General features: G+C 54.9%; 24 protein-coding genes. 21 read left to right on the top strand and 3 right to left on the bottom strand.

Annotated elements, in window-relative coordinates:
• The 4 genes from AABZ39_09210 to AABZ39_09195 all read left to right on the top strand — a co-directional run.
• A partial coding sequence (locus AABZ39_09210) for an OmpA family protein (GenBank protein ID MEK6794943.1) occupies positions 1–805 on the top strand: 805 nt, incomplete at its 5' end.
• A 14-nt stretch (positions 806–819) separates the two neighbouring features.
• Complete coding sequence (locus tag AABZ39_09205) at positions 820–1,317, top strand: YajQ family cyclic di-GMP-binding protein (GenBank protein ID MEK6794942.1); 498 nt, start codon at positions 820–822, stop codon at positions 1,315–1,317.
• Between the two features lie 141 nt (positions 1,318–1,458).
• Positions 1,459–1,701, top strand: a complete 243-nt coding sequence (locus AABZ39_09200; protein ID MEK6794941.1) for a type II toxin-antitoxin system Phd/YefM family antitoxin — start codon at positions 1,459–1,461, stop codon at positions 1,699–1,701.
• On the top strand, positions 1,701–1,961 hold the full coding sequence (locus AABZ39_09195; GenBank protein ID MEK6794940.1) for a Txe/YoeB family addiction module toxin: 261 nt from the start codon (positions 1,701–1,703) through the stop codon (positions 1,959–1,961). The genes AABZ39_09200 and AABZ39_09195 overlap by 1 nt, the downstream gene beginning before the upstream one ends.
• Before the next feature lie 675 nt (positions 1,962–2,636).
• Here the strand turns inward: AABZ39_09195 and AABZ39_09190 are convergent.
• On the bottom strand, positions 2,637–3,605 hold the full coding sequence (locus AABZ39_09190; protein MEK6794939.1) for a class II fructose-bisphosphate aldolase: 969 nt from the start codon (positions 3,603–3,605) through the stop codon (positions 2,637–2,639).
• Positions 3,606–3,808: 203 nt separating this feature from the next.
• Here AABZ39_09190 and gpmI point away from each other — a divergent pair, with 203 nt between their 5' ends.
• The 7 genes from gpmI to AABZ39_09155 all read left to right on the top strand — a co-directional run bounded on the left by gpmI (position 3,809) and on the right by AABZ39_09155 (position 9,778).
• On the top strand, positions 3,809–5,335 hold the full coding sequence (gene gpmI / locus AABZ39_09185; GenBank protein MEK6794938.1) for a 2,3-bisphosphoglycerate-independent phosphoglycerate mutase: 1,527 nt from the start codon (positions 3,809–3,811) through the stop codon (positions 5,333–5,335).
• Positions 5,336–5,359: 24 nt separating this feature from the next.
• Positions 5,360–5,701: a preprotein translocase subunit SecG gene (gene secG, locus AABZ39_09180; protein ID MEK6794937.1), complete on the top strand. Its 342-nt coding sequence runs from the start codon at positions 5,360–5,362 to the stop codon at positions 5,699–5,701.
• A gap of 8 nt (positions 5,702–5,709) precedes the next feature.
• Positions 5,710–6,687, top strand: coding sequence for a MoxR family ATPase (locus AABZ39_09175; protein MEK6794936.1), 978 nt, complete (start codon positions 5,710–5,712; stop codon positions 6,685–6,687).
• Position 6,688: 1 nt separating this feature from the next.
• Positions 6,689–7,573 (top strand): hypothetical protein, encoded by an 885-nt coding sequence (locus tag AABZ39_09170; protein ID MEK6794935.1) that lies wholly within the window; start codon positions 6,689–6,691, stop codon positions 7,571–7,573.
• A gap of 79 nt (positions 7,574–7,652) precedes the next feature.
• On the top strand, positions 7,653–8,033 hold the full coding sequence (locus AABZ39_09165; GenBank protein ID MEK6794934.1) for a HEPN domain-containing protein: 381 nt from the start codon (positions 7,653–7,655) through the stop codon (positions 8,031–8,033).
• The gene (locus AABZ39_09160) at positions 8,012–8,353 is read left to right on the top strand and encodes a nucleotidyltransferase domain-containing protein (GenBank protein MEK6794933.1); all 342 of its coding nucleotides are present in this window, start codon (positions 8,012–8,014) and stop codon (positions 8,351–8,353) included. Before AABZ39_09165 ends, AABZ39_09160 begins: the two co-directional genes overlap by 22 nt.
• Before the next feature lie 27 nt (positions 8,354–8,380).
• Positions 8,381–9,778, top strand: coding sequence for an MBL fold metallo-hydrolase (locus AABZ39_09155; GenBank protein ID MEK6794932.1), 1,398 nt, complete (start codon positions 8,381–8,383; stop codon positions 9,776–9,778).
• Between the two features lie 9 nt (positions 9,779–9,787).
• On the opposite strand, the gene AABZ39_09150 is transcribed toward AABZ39_09155, so the two are convergent.
• Positions 9,788–10,645, bottom strand: a complete 858-nt coding sequence (locus tag AABZ39_09150) for a LamG domain-containing protein (protein ID MEK6794931.1) — start codon at positions 10,643–10,645, stop codon at positions 9,788–9,790.
• A gap of 126 nt (positions 10,646–10,771) precedes the next feature.
• Between AABZ39_09150 and AABZ39_09145 the strand changes: the two genes are divergently transcribed.
• Positions 10,772–11,719 (top strand): acyl-CoA desaturase, encoded by a 948-nt coding sequence (locus AABZ39_09145; protein ID MEK6794930.1) that lies wholly within the window; start codon positions 10,772–10,774, stop codon positions 11,717–11,719.
• Positions 11,720–11,802: 83 nt separating this feature from the next.
• Here AABZ39_09145 and AABZ39_09140 read toward each other — a convergent pair whose 3' ends face one another.
• Positions 11,803–12,555: a sugar phosphate isomerase/epimerase gene (locus AABZ39_09140; GenBank protein ID MEK6794929.1), complete on the bottom strand. Its 753-nt coding sequence runs from the start codon at positions 12,553–12,555 to the stop codon at positions 11,803–11,805.
• A gap of 292 nt (positions 12,556–12,847) precedes the next feature.
• Here AABZ39_09140 and AABZ39_09135 point away from each other — a divergent pair, with 292 nt between their 5' ends.
• The 9 genes from AABZ39_09135 to AABZ39_09095 all read left to right on the top strand — a co-directional run.
• Positions 12,848–13,210: a response regulator gene (locus tag AABZ39_09135; GenBank protein ID MEK6794928.1), complete on the top strand. Its 363-nt coding sequence runs from the start codon at positions 12,848–12,850 to the stop codon at positions 13,208–13,210.
• Positions 13,211–13,229: 19 nt separating this feature from the next.
• Complete coding sequence (locus tag AABZ39_09130) at positions 13,230–13,439, top strand: hypothetical protein (protein MEK6794927.1); 210 nt, start codon at positions 13,230–13,232, stop codon at positions 13,437–13,439.
• Positions 13,420–13,578: a hypothetical protein gene (locus tag AABZ39_09125; protein ID MEK6794926.1), complete on the top strand. Its 159-nt coding sequence runs from the start codon at positions 13,420–13,422 to the stop codon at positions 13,576–13,578. The genes AABZ39_09130 and AABZ39_09125 overlap by 20 nt, the downstream gene beginning before the upstream one ends.
• Positions 13,575–14,840: a methyl-accepting chemotaxis protein gene (locus AABZ39_09120; GenBank protein MEK6794925.1), complete on the top strand. Its 1,266-nt coding sequence runs from the start codon at positions 13,575–13,577 to the stop codon at positions 14,838–14,840. The genes AABZ39_09125 and AABZ39_09120 overlap by 4 nt, the downstream gene beginning before the upstream one ends.
• A gap of 27 nt (positions 14,841–14,867) precedes the next feature.
• The gene (locus AABZ39_09115; protein MEK6794924.1) at positions 14,868–15,227 is read left to right on the top strand and encodes a response regulator; all 360 of its coding nucleotides are present in this window, start codon (positions 14,868–14,870) and stop codon (positions 15,225–15,227) included.
• 85 nt (positions 15,228–15,312) lie between these two features.
• Complete coding sequence (locus AABZ39_09110) at positions 15,313–15,639, top strand: STAS domain-containing protein (GenBank protein ID MEK6794923.1); 327 nt, start codon at positions 15,313–15,315, stop codon at positions 15,637–15,639.
• A gap of 30 nt (positions 15,640–15,669) precedes the next feature.
• Entirely contained in the window at positions 15,670–17,775 is a 2,106-nt protein-coding gene (locus AABZ39_09105; protein MEK6794922.1) for a chemotaxis protein CheA, read from the top strand.
• Positions 17,776–17,821: 46 nt separating this feature from the next.
• On the top strand, positions 17,822–19,657 hold the full coding sequence (locus tag AABZ39_09100; protein MEK6794921.1) for a methyl-accepting chemotaxis protein: 1,836 nt from the start codon (positions 17,822–17,824) through the stop codon (positions 19,655–19,657).
• Between the two features lie 18 nt (positions 19,658–19,675).
• Positions 19,676–20,748 (top strand): hypothetical protein (locus AABZ39_09095; protein ID MEK6794920.1); only part of this gene is annotated, 1,073 nt, incomplete at its 3' end.

The following is a 20,748-nucleotide window of genomic DNA, read 5'->3' as shown; positions in this document are numbered from 1 at the left end:
GTTCACCGCGGTGTTCTCGCACGGCAATGAGATTATCTCCGAAACGCCGCTCACCGTTGACAGCATAGGCCCCGCAATACGCACGACCATACACCCGCCGATATTCTCGCCCGACGGCGACGGCGACAACGATACGCTCTTTGTCGGCACCGACATCGATGACACATCGGGTGTGGAAGACTGGAAGATATCCGTTCTCCCGTTGGTCGATGACAAGCTCGGCACCAATGCGTTCAAGACATGGAAAGGGAAGAACGCGTATCGCGAGCTCATAACCTGGGACGGCTACGGCGATGAAGCGCCGGCGGGCTCGAAGGACGATAAATACCTCGTCGAATCCGCTTCCGACTACGCCATCGTCGTGACGGCGAAGGACAAGCTCGGCAACACCATCACCACAAAGCCGGAACTGTTCAAGGTGGACATACTTGTCATACGTACGCCGTACGGATACAAGATACGCATAAGCTCCATACAGTTCGATTACAACAGCGCCGATGTCAAAGCGAAATACGAACCGATACTGACGCGTCTTGCGCAGGTGCTCAATAAATTCAAGCAGCACGCGGTCAAGATCGAAGGCCATACCGACATGGTCGGTCCGGACAAATACAACAATGAACTTTCGCTCAAGCGCGCATCGAGCGTGCTCTCCTATCTCGTGGAACGCGGGCTCGAACGCAAGCGCTTCACCGCGGAAGGCGTCGGCAAGCAGCGTCCGCTCTTCGAGGAAAAAGCGGATGACCCCGTCCTTGAGGAACACCGCGCACGCAATCGCCGCGTTGAGTTCTATCTGAAGAAATAGCACGGGGGAACGCCATGGCGGGCAATTCGAGTTTCGATATCGTTTCGCAGACGGATATGCAGGCTGCGGACGACGCGGTGAACACGGCAGTGCGGGAGATAAAGACGCGCTATGACCTCAAGGACCTTGCCATAGAGGTGTCGCTCGACAAGACGGCCAAGACCGTAACGGTAACAGCCCCGGCGGACTTCCAGCTGCGCATGGTAAAGGACATTCTCTTTCAGAAATTCGTCAAGCGCGGCATTAGCCCGAAGGCGCTCTCGGTGAAAAGCACCGAAGCGGCCAGCGGCGGGGCAGTACGCGAGGTGAATACGGTCATCTCGGGCATTGAAATGGAACTCGCGAAAAAGATAGCCGCCGACATACGCGATTTGAAGCTCAAGGTACAGGCATCGATACAGGGTGAACAGCTTCGCGTCTCAGGGCCGAGCAAGGACGATCTGCAAAAGGCCATCGCGTTCGTGAAGGGAAAGGATTACCCCATTCCTCTGCAATTCGTGAACTACCGCTGATAGAAATAGTCATCGCATAAGAAAAAACGAACCACAGAGAAAAACGCCGAGGGAGCACAATATCCGGCTCCTTGCCGCTGTTGACGGGGTTGCATTATGCAAGTATATTAGACGTACGCAATAGCGTACGTGAGGAATACTATGGGAACGATATCGGTGACCCGCGCAAGAAAAAATCTTTACAAAGCGATCGAAGATGTGAATGAATCGCATGAACCGTTACATATTACGGGCAAAAACGGCTCAGCCGTACTTGTATCCGAGACGGATTGGAGCGCCATTGAAGAGACGATGTGCCTTCTTTCGATACCCGGCATGCGCGGATCGATCAAACGCGGATTAAAAGCGCCGCTCGACGAGTGTCTTAAAAAACTGGATTGGTAATGTACCGGATCGTATACACCACGCAGGCGCAGAGGGACGCGAAAAAAGCTTCGTCAGGCGGAATGAAGGGCAAGATACTGAAACTGCTTGATATCATCGCACATGCTCCGTTCCAAAATCCGCCGCCATACGAACGATTGCTCGGGGACCTGAAAGGCGCATATTCGCGAAGGATAAACATTCAGCACCGTCTTGTGTATCAGGTGTACGAAAAAGAAAAGACCGTAAAGATCATTCGGATGTGGACACATTATGAATAATCGCGAGCGTGCTCAAAAGAACACATCGAGTACAGCTCCGGTCGTTAAGAGCCTTATCGATATTGTGCGTGAAATGCCTGCAATTCCAATAAAGAAGCCCAATAGGGGTTTTACCCAGCTGGCAACTGCATCAAAGCATATCCGGAGTGTAATCAGCAATGGATACTATCGATATTCCATAAAAGCGGCTATCCCGTTCTTATCCGTGGTCATAGTGTACGCTATTGGCACTCCCGCTATCGCTCACTGGCCGGAGTACAGCAGCATTCGAACAATCGCGGATTTTATAGCCCAATGCTTTCGTATCCTATTCGTAATTACGTTGTTCGTTTTCCCGATATTCGGCTGGGCAGGAATACCGTTGCTCGCATACACCGTCTATGGAATACGCCGAGAGCAAATCGTCGAACGGCGTGTTGTGCTGATCTTTATTTCCATCCTGCATGGCGCTGTAACGGTATACATGGCACTCTGGTGGATCACCGGGCAATATTCACAATTATTCCACCGAACAATAAATTAAACTCTGCCTATCATTCCAATCGTCAAATAAAAAACATTCAATCTCGGTACAATGAACCCCCATCCCCCAACCCCTCCAAAAGGGGAAAGGGGAGCCAAGCCAATTTTGTTATAACGAAAACTGTCAGATGGCAGGGTTAGGGGTTATTCCTATTACGCCTTTCCTGCACTTCCGAGCACATTGGTGTTCTTGTGCTTGTAAAGCTCTTTCAGCGCGTCGCGTGCGGGTCCGAGATATTTGCGCGGATCGAATTCATCCGGCTTTTCGGCGAACACCTTGCGGATGGCTGCCGTCATTGCGATGCGGCCGTCGGAGTCGATGTTTATCTTGCACACCGCCGACTTCGCTGCCGCGCGGAGCTGCTCTTCGGGAATGCCGATAGCATCGGGCATTTTTCCGCCGTACTGATTGATGACCTTGACGAGGTCCTGCGGCACCGATGAAGAGCCGTGCAGTACGATGGGGAAACCCGGTATCATTTTCTCTATCTTCGCAAGTATGTCGAGGCGTATCTCCGCCTTCTGACCCGGTTTGAACTTATATGCGCCGTGGCTCGTACCGATGGATATCGCGAGCGAATCGACGCCGGTCTTCTTGACGAAATCCTCGACTTCCTCAGGCTGCGTATAGGTATGTTTTTCGGCGGACACTTCATCCTCGACGCCGGCAAGTACGCCGAGCTCGCCTTCCACCGTTACGTCATGCTTGTGCGCATATTCGACGACCTGCTTGGTAAGTTCGACGTTCTTTTCATAGGCGTGATGCGAACCGTCTATCATGACCGATGAGAATCCGTATTCGATGCAGCTCTTGCAAAGCTCGAACGTATCGCCGTGATCGAGGTGGAGCACGATGGGAACTCCCTTTCCGGCGGTCAGTTCCTTCGCATATTCTACAGCGCCCTGTGCCATATAACGGAGCATCGTCTGATTGGCGTACTTGCGCGCGCCCGACGATACCTGCAGTATCACCGGCGACTGCGTTTCCGCACATGCCTGAACGATAGCCTGGATCTGTTCCATATTGTTGAAATTATACGCGGGGATGGCATAGCCGCCCTTGACCGCCTTGGCGAACAAGTCGCGTGAATTGACGAGGCCGAGATCCTTGAACTTGACCATGAGAGTATCTCCTTGCGTTGTATTGTCCGTTGCATGATGATCGCCGATCCCGGCGCATCGCAGAACGTGGCCCGGATTGTACCGCATGCGTTCGGAAAAGTCAATAAAAATCAGGAAAACGTATGCGATTTTTCCTTGACATCAACGCGTTCTGCGATATAATACCGGCACTTTTGATTCGCCTTCATCCTTAAGGAGATCGTGTGCCCAATCGCGTAGCCCTCATTATATTGGACGGATATGCGCTTTCATCCCGCGTCGAGGGTAATGCAATACGCGCTGCCAGGACGCCGTTCCTCGATTCATTGTTCAGGGACCATGCACAGACATCGCTTGCGTCCGCGGGCGAGGCGGTCGGGCTCCCGGAAGGGCAGATGGGCAACAGCGAAGTGGGACATCTCAATATTGGCGCCGGCCGCATCGTTTATCAGAGCTTTACACGCGTCTCAAAATCGATACGTGACGGGGATTTTTTCACGAACAAAGTGCTTCTTGCCGGCATTGCCAATGCGATTAAGAACGAGAGCGCTCTCCATCTCATCGGGCTTGTGTCGGACGGCGGCGTACACAGCCACATGGACCACATCAAGGCCTTCCTGCAATTGGCGAAAAAAAGCGGCGTACGCAAGGTCTTTGTTCATGCGAATCTCGACGGACGCGATGTTCCCCCGCGGTCGGCTGTCGGTTACTTGAAAGAAGTAGAATCCGCGATGGCTTCCATCGGCGTCGGCGCGATCGCAACGGTAAGCGGGCGATACTACGGCATGGACCGCGACAATCGATGGGAACGCGTCGAGAAGGCGTATAACGCGTATCTCCTCGGTGAGGGCGTCGCCGTGAAAAGCGCCGTGGAAGCGGTGGAAACCTCCTACGCTGCGGGAAAGGACGATGAATTCTGTCTGCCGTCGGTGGTAATGAAGGACGGCAAGCCCGTTGCCGTTATCAATGACAATGACACGGTCATCTTCTTCAACTTCCGGCCCGACCGTGCGCGCGAGATGACAAAGGCGATAACCGCCGCCGATCTCGACGGCTTTGCCAGAAAACGAACGGCGAAGGTGCATTACGTCTGCCTCACGCAGTATGACGAAAAACTCCCCCTGCCGGTAGCCTATGCGCCCGAGCCTATGACCAATATCCTCGCACAGGTGCTCGCCGATAATACGATAAAAGAACTGCGCATCGCGGAGACGGAAAAATATGCGCATGTCACGTTCTTCTTCAACGGACAGGTGGAAGAGCCGTTCCCGCTCGAGGAGCGCGTGCTCATACCGTCGCCGAAAGTCGCGACCTATGATATGAAACCTGAAATGAGCGCCGGTGAAGTCGCCGATAGAACCGTGTCCATCATTGAAAAGGGCACCTACGACGTCATCATCATGAATTTCGCCAACTGCGACATGGTCGGGCACACCGGCTCCATGGATGCCGCCGTAAAAGCGGTGGAAGCCGTCGATGTAAGTGTGAAGAAAGTAGTTACCGCATTCCTGGCCGCGGGCGGCGAGGTGCTCTTAAGCGCCGATCACGGCAATTCCGACGAGATGCTCATGGAGGACGGATCGGTATCGACGCAGCATTCGACGAATCCCGTGCCGTTCATCCTTGCATCGAACAAAAAAAAGTACGCACTGCGCGACGGGGGCGGACTTGCCGACATCGCCCCGACAATGCTCTCGCTCCTCGGCGTAGGAAAACCGAAAGAAATGACCGGGCACAGCCTGATCAAATAAATCATGGAATGAAGGGTAACCATCATGGACGCATTGATACTGTTTCTTGAGATCGTGTACGCTATCGTCTCCGCGCTCCTCATACTGCTCGTCCTCGTGCAGGGCGGCAAGGCGGAAGGCCTTTTCGCCTCGGCGCAGGCGAACGTGCTCGGCGGACGCCGCGGGGATATTCTCTCGCGCATCACCGCCATACTCGCAACGATATTCATTATCGGAGCGCTTGTCATCTCGTTCCTGATAAGCTCGCAGAAGAGCGCGGCGGAAAAGCTCCTTGAGAAGGGCGGCACATCGGCAACGGATGCACCGACGGCATTACCCATGTCGAACGCTCTCACCAACGCGCTCCCCATCCCCGGACCGAAGTAGCACCTCCCATGGCACGGGGCGGCATCATCGAAGCATTGACGCGCCTCTGCCGCGTATCGGATGCTCTGAAGAAAGAGATCGCAAAAGCCGTTGTCGGCCAGGAGACGACGGTGGAACTCGTGCTCACATCGCTTATCGCCGGCGGTCACATTCTGCTCGAGGGAGTCCCCGGTCTCGGAAAGACACTTCTTGTGCAGGCCGTCGCCCGCGCCGCCGGGCTTCTCTATTCGCGCGTACAGTTCACACCCGATCTCCTGCCAATGGATATAACCGGGAGCGAAATGCTCGATGAGGCGCACGGTCATCGCGAGATGCGCTTCATCAAAGGGCCGGTGTTCACCAATGTGCTCCTCGCCGATGAGATAAATCGCACGCCGCCGAAGACGCAGTCGGCCCTCCTCGAGGCGATGCAGGAGAAGCAGGTCACGAGCTACGGTAAAACGCATGATATCCCTTCGCCGTTCCTCGTCATGGCCACCCAGAACCCCATCGAACATGAAGGGACCTATCCCCTCCCCGAGGCGCAGCTCGATCGCTTCCTCTTCTATGTCAAGCTCACCTACCCCGCACTGGCCGATGAGGTGACCATTGCGAAAAGCGACGCCTTCGGCAAGCTTGCAACAATATCGGCAGTGACCGATGCGAAGGCGATACTGCGCTTTCAGGAAGCGGCAGCGGAAATGCCGGTAAGCCAGAGCGTCGCCGAATACGCGGTATCACTCGTACGCGGACTGCGCCCGGAGACCGCGGAACATCCGAAGGTAAAGTCCTTCGTTTCTTACGGTCCGGGGCCGCGCGCAAGCCAGCACCTTGTCATCGCTGCGAAAGCGTTCGCCGCTGTCAACGGACGCGACGCCGTTACGAAAAAAGAGATAGACGCGGTACTTCCCGCAGTGCTCAGGCACCGTATCATCATCAATTTCCAGGGGCTTGCCGAGGGGCACGGGTTCGAGGACGTACTTTCATGGGGACACGGAAAACGCTGACATGGACACGGTGTCGGTACAGCATCCGTTCATTGAGGTAAGCGTCAACTCAGTGCTCGACTACGCGAACGGCAACAATATCCGGGAATATTCGAACCAATATAGAAAGGTCGTCATTCGCCATGACAATTCGTTCCGCGTCACGGAGCTGCGCCTTGTCGGCTTCATAGAGCCGGATTACACCGTCATCATCGCACAGGGCACATTCGACTATTACCGCATCGTACCCGATGACGAGGATGATGCGATGGCCGATTTCACGCATATACGCCTCGGCGCGCCGGAGGCGATAGATAAGAGCAGGGAACGCATGCTCGAAGAATTGCGGACAGACGCCGGAACGCTCCCGGAAGACAAGGTCTCGCATCTCGTCCGCACCGCCGTCGCAGAGGGGATGCCACAGGCCGCACTCGGCGAGGAATTCCGTTACGATTACTGCATATCATCCCTGGAAAAATACTATCACTCTCTCATTCCGGCAAACCGCGTACGCTTCATCGAATTCCTGAAAAGCAATGAATCATCGCTCACCGATCTTCTTAGAGAACCGGAATTCTCCGCAATGATCTCAGGGGTCATGGAACTGACAACGGCATTCAGCAAAGTTCATATTCCCGCTGCGGACCCGGGCCGCCATGAGCATGGTCGTCCTCCTGCTATCGTGGATGTAGTGCCGGAGACGCCTGAAAAAGACACGCGTCCTCTGCAACAGCCGCCAACCTCGCCCCTCACCTCCGCCAAACACCTGTTCACCTCATTCATGCATCATGAAAAAAAAACGATGCCACAGAAGACTGCACCGAAAAAAATGCCTGAGAAGGAAGAATTCGACAAGTTCGTCAAGCAGATGGAGCTCGCATCCAAACGAATGCGCGGGAAGCGATGAAAACACATATCCTGGACGGATATCAATCGAGCATCGATCGCTCACTGGAGATTATCACGCAGTGTGATATAATCATTCCATGAGTGAACGGATAATTCAGAACTGGCTGCGCCTCGCTGAATATGACCTTACGACCGCCCGGTCGATGCTGAAAGAGGGCCGTTACCTATACGTCGCATTCACCTGCCAACAAGCCGTTGAAAAAGCGCTGAAAGCGATCCATGTGAAAAACAAAAAAAACACCCCGCCATATACACATAACCTGGCAAAGCTTATCCATGAAGCCGGTATTGAATCGCCGCCGAATACCATCTTTATCGAAGAACTTACCAGCTATTATTTAGAATCTCGTTACACCGAGGAGATCGACGCTGTCGAAGCGCGGCTGACGAAAGATGTAGCCGATGAAATTTTAAAACACGCTGAGGAGCTCTTTTCATGGTTGCGGATGAAGATCTGAATCGGATACGAAAAGACCTTTCATTATTTTATGAAAAAGCCCGGGCAGAATATCCTATTGTAAAATTATTCCTTTTTGGCTCCTATGCGAAAGGCAACCCGCGCAGGGACAGCGATATTGACGTCGGCGTGGTCATTGCTGCTTCCAAGATCGAGAACCGCATCCCCATCATGTCTCGACTCATGTACCTTGCACATACGATCGATGTCAATATTGAACCATATGTGATATGCAAGGGCGATTATGAATCCCCCGAACCGGGAAGTATTCTTGCTGAGATAGTGCAGACATCGAAGGAAATACCGATACAAGCGGCATAGCATCATTATCCATTAAGGGGGAATTGCATGCCTTCATTCACATCCTACGGCGCTGCGCGCGAGGTCACCGGATCGAAACATCTCGTTTCCATCGGCGGGAAGAACATCCTCATCGACTGCGGATTATGCCAGGGCAAGCGGAAGGAAGCCGACGCGAAGAACAGAACGCTCATGTTCGACCCGAAGTCCATTGACTGCGCGATACTCACGCACGGCCATCTCGATCATTGCGGCATCTATCCATTGCTCGTCAAAGGCGGCTTTGCGGGGCCGATATTCGCCACTTCACCGACTGCGGAGATCGCCGGCATCGTCATGGCGGACAGCGCCCGCATACAGGAATCGGACATAAGCTATCTCAGGAAAAAAGCCGCGAAAAAAGGGCTGCCGCCGCCGGACATTGAACCGCTTTACACGGAAGGCGATATCCCGCCCGTTGTGGACAGGTTCCGGAACATATCCTATTCAAAAAGAACGGAGATACTCCCGGGAATATTCGCGACATTCCACGATGCAGGTCATATACTCGGCTCGGCGGGCATCGTCATCGAGGGCGAGGGCATGCGCATCGGATTGAGCGGCGATCTCGGCAGGAAGAACATGCCGATACTGCGCGACCCGACATTCCCGTCCGACATCGATCACTTCGTCTGCGAATCGACGTACGGCAACCGCCTGCACGATGACATGCGCACCGCCGAGGATGAAGTAGCCGCCGTTGTCAGGGAAACGTATGATCGCGGCGGCAAGATAATCATACCCGCGTTCGCCATCGGCAGGACGCAGGAGGTCATCTATCTCTTCCACCGACTTATGGACGAAGGACGGCTTCCGCGCGATCTTCCCATTTATGTGGACAGCCCCATGAGCACGAACGTCACCGCGGTGTTCAGACGCCACCCCGAATGCTACGATGATGAGACAAAAAAGCGGTTCACCGACAATCATGAGAACCCGTTCGGTTTCGCACAGCTCAAGTACATCTCGTCCGTGGAGGAATCGAAAGCGCTCAACACGGTAAAACGCCCCGCGGTGATAATCTCATCGAGCGGCATGTGCGAATCGGGCCGCATACTGCATCACCTTGCCAATAATATCGGCAACGAGCGATCGACCGTGCTCATCGTCGGCTTCATGGCACAGAACACGCTCGGGCGGCGGCTCGCCGACAAGGAATCGACGATACGGATATTCGGTGAGGAGTACACGGTGCGTGCGCGGCTGAAGAACATGAACGCATTCTCGGCGCACGCGGACTATCAGGAAACGCTCGCACATATCGGCACGTTCGACCGCTCGCGGCTCAAAGGGATATTCCTCGTACACGGTGAAGATGAGTCGCTCACGAAACTCCGCGACAGGATGGCCTCCGCCGGATACCAGAGCATTACGATAGCCGAACCGGGAAAATCGTACGCGCTTTGACGCCCGGGCCTATTTCTTCCCGCCGGCCTTCAGTTCCGAGGCGAACGGCAATACCATGGCACCTATCTCCTGAGCGCTCAACGCGCGCGGATAGATACGCACCTCATCGATGACGCCGCGAAGACAACGCGTTCCGTCCGCGTTCCCCTGCCGACCTTCCAGTATGTCCCCGTGCGAACGCCCGATAAAAACGCTCGTGGTCTCATCGTAGAACAGCTCTTTCTTCTCACTGTACGTATTCGTACCGAAGGCCCTGCCGTTCAGATACAGGAGAAGCGTCGTACCGTCGAATGTCATTGCGCAATGCATCCATTTATTCAGGATGCGTTCGCCGACGCGCATGGACATTCTCGTTGTCAATGCATCGGCATTGGTACCGGTAGCACAGACACCCGCGGCAATATACCCGGCTTCTGTGCCGAGGAACCACGCGCATTTATCCGCGCTCTTATCCCATTTGCTCACAATGGCCGGCTCATTCACCGCATCCGGGATCCCCTCGAGCATCACCCACGCGGTAATGCTTATCGCATCGGTAATGTGATAGCTGTCGCTCGTGCCGGCATCGACATATGCTTTCCCGCCGTTGAGAAAGAGCCCCTGGTTCGAACGCCCCTCGCGCCAGGGGTTGAAGTCATCGACGTACATGATCTCGGCTTCATTCTTATTGCCGGACATATCGCGTATCTTCATGCCGCGGCCTTCATCGAACGCCCAATATGCCGTCATTGCGGGTGCTGACGGCTTTTCCGTCCTGGCGGCGGATGTATTCGTCTGGAATTTCCCGCGCACATTGGTACGCCCCGGTCGCGTCTGCGCAGAAGCGACCGCGATAACGGCGATGAAAAGCAGTACATATGACTTCATGGGACCTCCCGAACAAGCACGTGTCGATTATACCAGCGAAGGGGGCATTGTCAAATATCGCGGCACTTGCCAATTTTTGTAAAATTTTATATAGTATGCTCAACAATCATCAAGCGGTGATATCCTATGCGGAAACTTTTCAGTAAGATCGCATCAACGATAACGCAGTGGTTCGGCTCCGACTACTCGGTGCTTGCCGATGTCCCGGAGAGAAAAGGGATAGACTGGGTCGCGAGTGTTCCTTTTATCGTATTCCACCTCATGTGCTTCGGCATTCTTTGGGTAGGCACCAGTCCGTTCGCCATAATCTTCGCCACCGCGTTCTATTTCATCCGGATGTTCGGGATAACCGCATTTTATCACCGCTACTTCTCCCACCGTGCGTTCAAAGCGAACCGGTTTTTCTCGTTCCTCTTTGCTTTTCTGGGCTGCTCCGCCATGCAGAAGGGTCCCTTATGGTGGGCAGCGATACACCGCCACCACCACATCCATGCGGATACGCCGGAGGACGTCCATTCCCCGAAGATACGCGGTTTTCTCCACAGCCATATCATCTGGATACTCTCCTATGAGAACAAGCGCACACGCATTGAATACCTCAAGGACTGGCTGAAATTCCCGGAGATCGTATTCATCGATAAATTCGCCCTCGTCATCCCGTTCATCACCGCTATCGCTGTATTCCTCACCGGACATATCCTGCATCACGTCTCCCCGGCTCTCGGCACCAACGGCATGCAGCTCCTTATCTGGGGGTTCTTCGTATCAACGGTCATGTGCAGTCACGCGACATTCTCGATAAATTCCATCGACCATATGTTCGGCAGCAGCCGGTATGACATGCCTAACACCAGCCGCAATAATGTGCTCATGGCGATACTCACCCTTGGCGAGGGCTGGCACAACAATCATCACCATTATGCGATAACCGCCCGCGCGGGATTCTATTGGTGGGAGATCGATGTCACGTATTACCTGCTCGTGTTCCTCTCATGGTTCGGTATCGTAAAGGATATTCGCCCGCTCCCGAAGGAGATGCGTGAGAGTGGTCAACTCCACTCAAAAGAACGCTGAGCGCACGACTCCGCTCAATGAACGAAAATTTACTTTTCAGACACCCGAGGATAGCCGAAAAAAAACGGGTGTTTTAAGACCCCTTATTTCCTGAACGGAATCTTCGAGACGATCGCTTCCGTACAACCCTTGAGCGCCGGTACCGGATTCGCCGCATCGCCTTCGTATTCAATGACCGCAACACCGTTGAAACCGATATCGGTTATCGCTTTATTGACCGCATCAAGATCGATATTGCCGGTGCCGACGACGACGTCGGTATGTTTCCGGGCGCGGTCGAACGTGAAGTCCTTGAGATGAAGGATGTATAATCGGTCCTTGAATTCCTGTATCATCTTCACGGGGTCCTCGCCGGCATCGAGCGCCCAGGCAGTATCGAGATTAAGACCGATGCGCGGCGACGTTTTTTTGAAAAGCCATTTGAGCGCCGGTGTGTTCGAGAGCCAATGTTTTCCGCCGTGTATATGAATGCCGAGATGGACATTGTACTCTTCCGCGAGCTTTTCCGCAGACGCAAGCGCTTGATCGAGATTATCGAGCCCGAAATTCACGCTCATGTATTTGGCACCGCACATCTTGAGGAAATCGAACATCTTCCTGTCTTCCGCCTCATTCCCGGAAATGCCGTTCACACCGGTCGTAAGTATAGCAACACCTTTCTTCTTATAGGAATCGATGACGCCTTGGAATACCGACGGGTTCTTGAAATCCGCATGCACCGCGCATACTTCGATGGCGGCAAGGCCGATCTCTTTCACCATGCCGGCTACTTCATCATTATTCTTGAAATTCCTGAAGCAATAGCTCTGTACGCCGAGGGGAACGTCTTTTATCATGGGGAACTCCTTGTATTTGTCGCACTCAATATACGCATGGACATGCCCACAGGGAAATATCCAGAACAGCAAAATATATGTCTCTGACTACGGGCGTATTATCCAATTTTGTTACAGTGTGACATAAATGTATCACATATTTGTTACATGATCGCTAGAGTATTACGTAAATGCCATGAATTTCGCATGAATAGGCGGTATTCAAGCCGCATTTCTTTGGTACGTGGTTTGCACAAAGATAACCATGACTACCGAATTAAAACAACACGAAACTGCTGAAGGAGAGTCGAACATGCTGAAGATCCTGTTGGTCGACGACAACAAATACGTCATCGACGATGTGGGCGGGGCTTTGGAATCCGTGGGGTACTATTGCATCGGTGAAACGAACCCCATCAAGGCGCTGGAACTCTACAAGAAAGGCGACTTTGATGCGGTCATCGTCGATGTGAAAATGCCTCAGATGGACGGCATCACGTTCCTGAAAGAGATACAGACGTTCAACCCCAATGCCGTGGTGATAATCCTCACCTCATACGGCGACAGCGATACGTTCACCGAGGCGATGCGGTCGCGGGCGTACGCGTTCTTCAGCAAACCGGCCATGGACATACGCCAGCTTCTTGATTGTCTGAAAAAGATCGAAGCGGCATGATCGCCGCAGGGAGGGAGTCATGAAAACATATCATTGCGACCGATGCGGCAAGATAGAGAAGCCTCTCTTCGCCGTTTCACCCTATACGAAACGCTTCAAGATAGTGTGCGCATCGTGCCTTCTTCATATAACCGCAGCGGCATCCGAGGGCGCGCGGCGGAAAACGCACGGCCAGATAATGTTCGATTCCTATATAGAGGCGGGATATTATGGAATTAAAAGTATGTGACAAATGCCGAAGGCTGACGCTCAAGACCTATCGCGTTACCGATTACACTGACGCATACGGCGAAGTATGCTCCGAATGTTTCCTCGCCATCGTACGGGACACGACGGTACAGGAACCGGCGCTCAAGGGGGAACAATGAACCGAGGTTCATCGACCGTTCTTGCCATGCTCCTCGCCGCAGCGGCTGCACTTGCCGCTGTCGTTCCCGATGTCCGCATACGCATCGCGCTCGTCGTACTGTTCGCGGTATTGTTCCTCATACATGTCGTCCTTCGTGAAATGAAGAGCGAACGCGCTGCCGCACGAATGCAGGACGCCATTCATGCGCGGGACATAGCCCTCGCCGCAGCGGAAAAACACGCCGAAGGGCTTATCACCCTCCACGACCAGCGCATGCATGAGATATCAACGCGATACCGCGACCTCCTCGGCACCCACGAAGAGTGCATGGGAAGCATGTCATCGTTCCTGACACCGCTGTCCGGAACGCTCACCGATAAGACACGCGGCATCGACGTGCTCATGAGCCAGCTCACCGCCGTGCGCAAGGACATCGAGTCGACGGCGACGATGCTCTCCGAACGCTTCATCAATATCAGTTCACGTGCACGCACGCAGGCACAACGGTCGTCAGCCGTGTTCAATCGCCTGACCGGAGACAATGACGCCTCCGTCCTCGACGAGATAAAGACCGTGCTCGCCTCGCTCACTGCCAATTTCCGCGAGAACACGCTGCTCACGAAAAAAAGCCTCTCCTCGCTCGATGTCATCGCGGAGAAAGCCACTCATGTGAAGGACATCATCGGGAGCATAAGCGATATCGCCGACCGGACGAACGTGCTCGCGATAAACGCCGGCATCGAGGCCGCACGTGCGGGGGCGAGCGGCAAGGGCTTTGCCGTCGTTGCACATGAGGTCCGGAAACTCTCCACGCTTTCCGAACATGCCGTGAGCGATGTGCGCGCCATCATCGGCGAAATGACATCCGCTTCCGAGAATGCGTACCGCGAAGTATTGAACGGTGTACAGAAATCATCGAAGGACACCGATTCGGCGGAGGCGACGTTCGACGCGACGCTTGCGCGCATCAATGAAACGATAGGTTTCGTGCGGGCGGAGCTTGCCGATATGCGCCGCGAGACGGAATCGCTCGCGAAGGACACCGATGCGGTGGTCATCGCCATGCAGCAGCACGATATCATTCGACAGCGCGTGGAGCATGTGATCGAACCGTTATCGGCGTTCGGCGCCGAGCTCAAGGGGCTCCTCGGGACGGTAGGCGACATGGGCTACTCCGGCGAGGTGGCGCGTACGAAAGAGCTCGAATCGTGGCTTGCCGGTTTCTACACGATGGAATCCGAAAAGGAGATAATGCGTCGTACGCTCACCGCGGGCGGATGACGTATCGAGAGACAAGGAGGCAGGACAATGGGGAAAAAAGTTCTTATCGTCGACGATTCACCCTCGATGCGGCAGATGGTGAGCTTTACGCTCTCCGAGGACGGATACGAGGTGATCGAGGCGGACAACGGGAAAGCGGCGCTCGGAAAGCTCGACGGGAGCGCGCTCATCATCACCGACATCAACATGCCGGAGATGAACGGGATCGAGCTCATCAAGTCCATTCGGGGGAATGATGCCGTGAAATTCGTACCGATCATCGTGCTTACGACGGAGTCCGAGCAGTCGAAGCAGGACGAGGGGAAGGCTGCAGGAGCCACCGCGTGGATAGTGAAGCCGTTCACGCCGGAGAAATTGAAGGAAACGGTGAAGAAAACGCTCGGATAGATATCGCCTCTTTCGGAGATGCCCTTGTTCAGTATCATCGAAAGACCGCCCCCCCTGCAAACGGGGGGGTAGCGAGGAGGAACGTATGGAAGCCATATCGGTACGAAATGACGGAAATGGGATACTACTCACCATTACGGGCGAGGCGACCATAGCGGATGCAAAACGAATGCGCGAAGAATTTCTATCCCATCTGCGCGTACGGCATATCGCACTCGACCTGAGCGGTGTTACCGACGCCGACACGACGTTCCTCGAGATCATCAACGCTTTCCGCCTGAGCGTGACCGCGGCGGGCGGATCGCTCACCATAACGGCATTGAGCGCATCGGTACAGGAGCTTATGCGCACCTGCGGGTACCGCCTCCCGTCAGGCAGAACGACCATCGCGCCAGCGTATCGGGCGGCGTAATACGTATGCGTAAGTGAATGAGGGAATGTGATGGATACATCGAAATTCGCAGACACCTACCGCGATGAAGCGGTCGAGCTTCTCGAGAAGATAGAACGCTCGCTCGTAGCGCTTGAAAGCGCGCCGACGGATGCGGAGATAATCAACGGTATTTTCCGCTCGCTCCATACGATCAAAGGCTCGGGCGCCATGTTCGGCTTCACGCGTATCAGCGGCTTCGCCCACGAATTCGAGGCGCTCTTCGACCTCGTACGCAAGGGAACGCTCGCCGTATCGAAGGAGATCATCGACATTACCCTCGCCGCATCCGACCATATACGCGCGCTCCTTGCCGACGAAACGTCGGTGACCGAGGATGCGACCGCGCGCCTCACATCGCAGATAGCGAAATTCCTCCCGATGAAAGCGGCGGCACCGGTCATCGAGAAAAAAGCCCCCGCCGCTGCTCTGCGCACGTACCGTATACGGTTCAAACCGGCACAGGATATATTCCTCCGCGGCGTCAATCTCATCCCGCTCTTCAATGAGCTGCGTGCGGCCGGCAGCGCGTTCATCTCAGCCGTTCCCGGTTCGGTGCCGCTCGACGAGATCGATCCGGAAAAATGCTACACTTCCTGGAACATCATCCTTACGACGAGTAAAGACGAGAACGCCGTACGCGATATATTCATCTTCGTCGAGAACGGCAGCGAGATAAAGATCGAATGCATCGATGAGGAAGGAAGTTTTGACGACGGTGACTACAAGCGCATCGGCGACATCCTCATCGAGCGCGGCGACATCACCCGCGAGGAATTAGCGGATCTTCTCGCCGAACACAAGAAACTCGGCGAACGCGCCGTTGAGGAAGGCATCGCCGAGGCGCATCAGGTGGAAGCGGCGGCGGCGGAACAGGCCCATGTGCGGAAAATGCGCGAGGAACGGAGATCGGAGATGGCCCGCGCGACGATACGCGTACGCAGCGAGAAATTGGACCACCTCATGAACCTCGTGGGCGAACTCGTCACGCTCCAGGCGCAGCTCGGGCAGACGGCGCTCAGTCGCGATGACCTCGACCTCATATCCATGGCGGAATCGTTCGAGCGCGTCATCGTCGACCTCCGCGACACATCGATGGTCATGCGCATGGTCCCCATCGATGAGCTCTTCAAAGGCTTCATACGCCCGGTGCGCGACCTCTCCCATGAGCTCGGCAAGGAGGTCGAGCTCGCCATGTTCGGCACGGAAACCGAACTCGATAAAACGGTCATAGAATCGCTCAAAGACCCGCTCATGCATATCATACGCAATTCCATCGATCACGGTATTGAGCCGCAGGAGTTGCGCACTGCCCTCGGGAAAGCCCCCAAGGGAACGATAACGCTTTCCGCCGAGCACCAGGGCGCGCATGTCGTCATCACCGTTGCCGACGACGGCGCAGGGCTCAATCGCCAGCGTATTCTCACGAAAGCGATAGAGCGCGGCATTGTCAAGGAGGGCGCCGAGCTTTCCGGCCGGGAGATACAGGAACTCATTTTCCTCCCGGGGTTCTCCACCGCAGAAAAGACGACGAATGTAAGCGGCCGCGGGGTAGGCATGGATGTGGTCAAACGCAATGTGGAAAAACTGCGCGGGAGCGTGGAAATAGAATCATCGACAAGCGGGACAAAGATGCTTCTCCGCATCCCCCTCACGCTCGCCATCGTGGACGGGCTCCTTGCGCGCATCGGCACGGATTTCTATGTGCTCAATCTCTCCAATGCGGATGAATGCGTCGATCTTACCGAGGAGATACTCTCCACCGGCAACGGGAGCGATGTCATCAACATTCGCGGGGACATCATCCCGTACATACGCCTCCGCGACATGTTCAAGGTGGAAAGCGAACGCACCGCGGTCGAGCGCATGGTGATAACGCATCACAACGGTGAACGCGTGGGGCTCGTGGTCGATGATGTGCTCGGCCAGCATCAGACGGTGATAAAATCCCTGGGGCGGGCATTCAAGGGCGTCGGGGAGGTCTCCGGCGCCACGATACTCGGCGACGGCTCCATTGCATTGATACTCGACGCGAACGCGATCATAAGCAGACAAATGCGCTTTCGTGCAGAAACAATGAGAAGCGACAAGGGGGAGAGAACGGCGGAAAGCAGATGATCGTCGATAAGAGGACAGAACGAGTGAAAAAAAACGGAGAAATACAATGAGAATAACTATCGGTAAAAAACTTGCTGCAGGGTTTGCCGCAGTAGTGATCATAACGCTTGTATATGGGGGCTACAATCTCATACAGCTCAGATCGCTGCAAGGCATGCAGGATGAGGGTGCTCAGCGTGCGAGTGACGCGCTTATCGCCCAGGAAGCTGCCGCCATGGGCGCTGAATTGTACCGCGTCATAGCGGATACGATAATCAACAAGGACTTCAAGGAATCGGAGAAGCTTTGGAACGTCGTCAAGACAGAGGCGTTAGGCGACATCACAAAGATCGGTGAGATTGTCGATACGGACGCGGAACGAAACTGGCAGAAAGAGTCCGACAGGAAGCTTACCGAGATAATCACGTTATACGAGAAAAAGATCCTTCAGGCCGTTATCGACGGGGACATGAGACTGGTGCGTTCGCTTGACGATGAAATGGATACGCTCATTGACGAATATCAGACCCCGCTTGAAAAGATCGCCGAATCGCTCGGTAATGAGCAGAAAGAGGCGGACAAGGTATTCGATGGATCGATAATGAATATCATCATCATCACTATCGTGGTCCTGCTTCTTGGGGCCGTCATCGCCGCACTAATAGCAACGTTCATCACACGCGGGATAACCATTCCGCTGAACGCAGCGGTGAACATTGCGGGAACGGTAGCCAAAGGCGATCTTACCATCACGGTCGAAAAAAAGTTCCTGGACATGAAGGACGAGATCGGAACGCTCGCCAATGCGCTCTCCGCCATGCTCAACAAACTGCATGAAGTTGTCGAGACGGTGAAAAATTCCGCAGCGAACGTCGCCGCGGGCAGCGAGCAGATGAGCACGTCGAGCGAAGAGCTCTCTCAGGGCGCAAGCGAACAGGCGGCGAGCGTGGAGCAGGTATCGTCTTCGGTCGAGGAAGTATCATCTTCCATAGAGGAAGTGTCATCATCGCTTGAGGAAATGACGGCGACGATAAAGCAGAACTTCGACAATGCAAGCCAGACCGAAAAGATAGCCGTAAAAAGCGCGAATGACGCCAGGGACGGCGGGGCCGCGGTAAGCGAAACAGTCAAGGCGATGAAAGAGATAGCGGACAAGGTGACCATCATACAGGAAATTGCGCGGCAGACGAATCTCCTCTCGCTCAATGCATCGATAGAAGCGGCACGCGCGGGCGAACACGGCAAGGGATTCGCCGTTGTCGCGAGCGAGGTGCAGAAACTAGCGGACAGAAGTCAGCGCGCGGCCGGTGAGATAGGCGAACTCTCGAAGAAAAGCGTGGGCGTCGCAGAAAAGGCGGGCGAAATGCTCAATAAGCTCGTACCGGACATACAGAAGACATCGGAGCTTGTGGCCGAGATAAGCGCGGCAAGTTCGGAACAGAACAACGGGGCCGGGCAGATAAATAATGCCGTGCAGCAGATAAACGGCGTCGTGCAGCAGGTCAACAGCGCCGTACAGCAGTTGAACGGCGTCGTACAGCAGAACGCATCGAGCTCCGAAGAGGTCGCATCGACGGCCGAAGAGCTTTCATCGCAGTCGGTGCAGATGCAGGACGCCATCGGCTTTTTCAAGATAGGCGACGAGGCGGAATCGAAGCGTATGCTCGCCTGGCAGCATCAGCAGAGAACGCTCACGGATAATGTGAAGAAACCTGTCGCTCATCTTACCGCACATGTCACACCCGCGCATACGAAAACCGATGCGCAGGGCGGCAGCGCTCATGGATCGAAAAAGCCGGAGGCACAGCATGCGAAACCGTTTGACGCCTCCGCCAAGAAAGGCGTAACGATCGACATGACGAATCCGGGTGATGACGAGGACGGGGAATTCAAGAAGTATTGAACCTTAGGGAGTATGTATATGATCCGAAGAAGATCATCAGTAGCATGGCGCATCATCGCGGCCGTCGCCGTGTCGTTCATCGCCCTCATCATCACCGTGTCGGTGCTGACGTTCATCCTTGTTACCGGATCGTTCAGATCGGTACTGGCGAAGGAATTCGGGGCAAAAGTACGCTTCATGACCGAGGAGCTTGCGAAGAAGGACACTGAGTTGGCCGCGACCGGGATGTATGAGGATTATGCGTCAGCGTTCCAGAACAATCTGCTGCAGCGGTTCGAGCAGATCTATTACGGTGAAAAAAAAGCGGATGCACTTTCCGAATACCCCATCATTGTCGATGCGAACGGCGACCTTCTTATGCATCCCGATGTGCGCCGCGGCGAGAACACTGCCGGCAACAATATGGAATTCCTCGCGTTCGCCGGGACGAAGCCGAACGGCAGCGGCGTCTATGAGAGCAAAGGCACGCGCTACTGGATAACGTTCGGCACGTTCGAGAAATGGGGCTGGCGTGTCGGCTTTCAGATACGTGAGTCCGCGATGAACAAGACCGGCATCGATCTGGTCAGAAGGCTCGTGATCATCATGCTCATGGTGAGCATACTTGCGACCGCCGCTGCAGGTCTTCTTGTTCGGAACATGCTCATACCGCTCGGCACCATGACGAAGGCGCTCGGTCAGGTTCGCGATGGCGATCTGACATCCGCCGGGGATACGCTCGCGCTCAACGAGAAGTATCTCTCGATGCAGGACGAGATAGGAGAGCTTGCACGCACGACACGTTCGATGTCCGGGGAACTCTCCCGCATCGTCGAGGACATCAAGGGCGTCGCCGCGACCGTGAGCGCAGGGAGCGAGCAGCTCTCCGACTCCGCGAACACGCTTTCCCAGGGAGCGGCGGAGCAGGCTGCCGGCGTGGAGCAGGTCTCATCCTCGATGAATGAAATGTCATCTTCCATTGAAGAGGTATCCTCCTCGCTCGAGGAGATGGCGGCCACCATTCGGCAGAATTACGACAATGCGCGGCAAACGGAGAAGATCGCGGCAAAAAGTGCGGACGACGCACGGGGGGGGGGGGGGGCCCCCCCGAC

Source organism: Spirochaetota bacterium, assembly GCA_038043445.1.
Lineage (GTDB): Bacteria > Spirochaetota > Brachyspiria > Brachyspirales > JACRPF01 > JBBTBY01.
Note: the sequence above shows the minus strand (reverse complement) of the source record. Positions and strands in the feature narration are given on the sequence as shown.

Coding starts and splice junctions, on each gene's coding strand:
- AABZ39_09205 (MEK6794942.1), top strand. CDS start 820: ATGGCGGGCAATTCGAGTTTCGATATCGTTTCGCAGACGGATATGCAG.
- AABZ39_09200 (MEK6794941.1), top strand. CDS start 1,459: ATGGGAACGATATCGGTGACCCGCGCAAGAAAAAATCTTTACAAAGCG.
- AABZ39_09195 (MEK6794940.1), top strand. CDS start 1,701: ATGTACCGGATCGTATACACCACGCAGGCGCAGAGGGACGCGAAAAAA.
- AABZ39_09190 (MEK6794939.1), bottom strand. CDS start 3,605: ATGGTCAAGTTCAAGGATCTCGGCCTCGTCAATTCACGCGACTTGTTC.
- secG (MEK6794937.1), top strand. CDS start 5,360: ATGGACGCATTGATACTGTTTCTTGAGATCGTGTACGCTATCGTCTCC.
- AABZ39_09175 (MEK6794936.1), top strand. CDS start 5,710: ATGGCACGGGGCGGCATCATCGAAGCATTGACGCGCCTCTGCCGCGTA.
- AABZ39_09170 (MEK6794935.1), top strand. CDS start 6,689: ATGGACACGGTGTCGGTACAGCATCCGTTCATTGAGGTAAGCGTCAAC.
- AABZ39_09165 (MEK6794934.1), top strand. CDS start 7,653: ATGAGTGAACGGATAATTCAGAACTGGCTGCGCCTCGCTGAATATGAC.
- AABZ39_09160 (MEK6794933.1), top strand. CDS start 8,012: ATGGTTGCGGATGAAGATCTGAATCGGATACGAAAAGACCTTTCATTA.
- AABZ39_09155 (MEK6794932.1), top strand. CDS start 8,381: ATGCCTTCATTCACATCCTACGGCGCTGCGCGCGAGGTCACCGGATCG.
- AABZ39_09150 (MEK6794931.1), bottom strand. CDS start 10,645: ATGAAGTCATATGTACTGCTTTTCATCGCCGTTATCGCGGTCGCTTCT.
- AABZ39_09145 (MEK6794930.1), top strand. CDS start 10,772: ATGCGGAAACTTTTCAGTAAGATCGCATCAACGATAACGCAGTGGTTC.
- AABZ39_09140 (MEK6794929.1), bottom strand. CDS start 12,555: ATGATAAAAGACGTTCCCCTCGGCGTACAGAGCTATTGCTTCAGGAAT.
- AABZ39_09135 (MEK6794928.1), top strand. CDS start 12,848: ATGCTGAAGATCCTGTTGGTCGACGACAACAAATACGTCATCGACGAT.
- AABZ39_09130 (MEK6794927.1), top strand. CDS start 13,230: ATGAAAACATATCATTGCGACCGATGCGGCAAGATAGAGAAGCCTCTC.
- AABZ39_09125 (MEK6794926.1), top strand. CDS start 13,420: ATGGAATTAAAAGTATGTGACAAATGCCGAAGGCTGACGCTCAAGACC.
- AABZ39_09120 (MEK6794925.1), top strand. CDS start 13,575: ATGAACCGAGGTTCATCGACCGTTCTTGCCATGCTCCTCGCCGCAGCG.
- AABZ39_09115 (MEK6794924.1), top strand. CDS start 14,868: ATGGGGAAAAAAGTTCTTATCGTCGACGATTCACCCTCGATGCGGCAG.
- AABZ39_09110 (MEK6794923.1), top strand. CDS start 15,313: ATGGAAGCCATATCGGTACGAAATGACGGAAATGGGATACTACTCACC.
- AABZ39_09105 (MEK6794922.1), top strand. CDS start 15,670: ATGGATACATCGAAATTCGCAGACACCTACCGCGATGAAGCGGTCGAG.
- AABZ39_09100 (MEK6794921.1), top strand. CDS start 17,822: ATGAGAATAACTATCGGTAAAAAACTTGCTGCAGGGTTTGCCGCAGTA.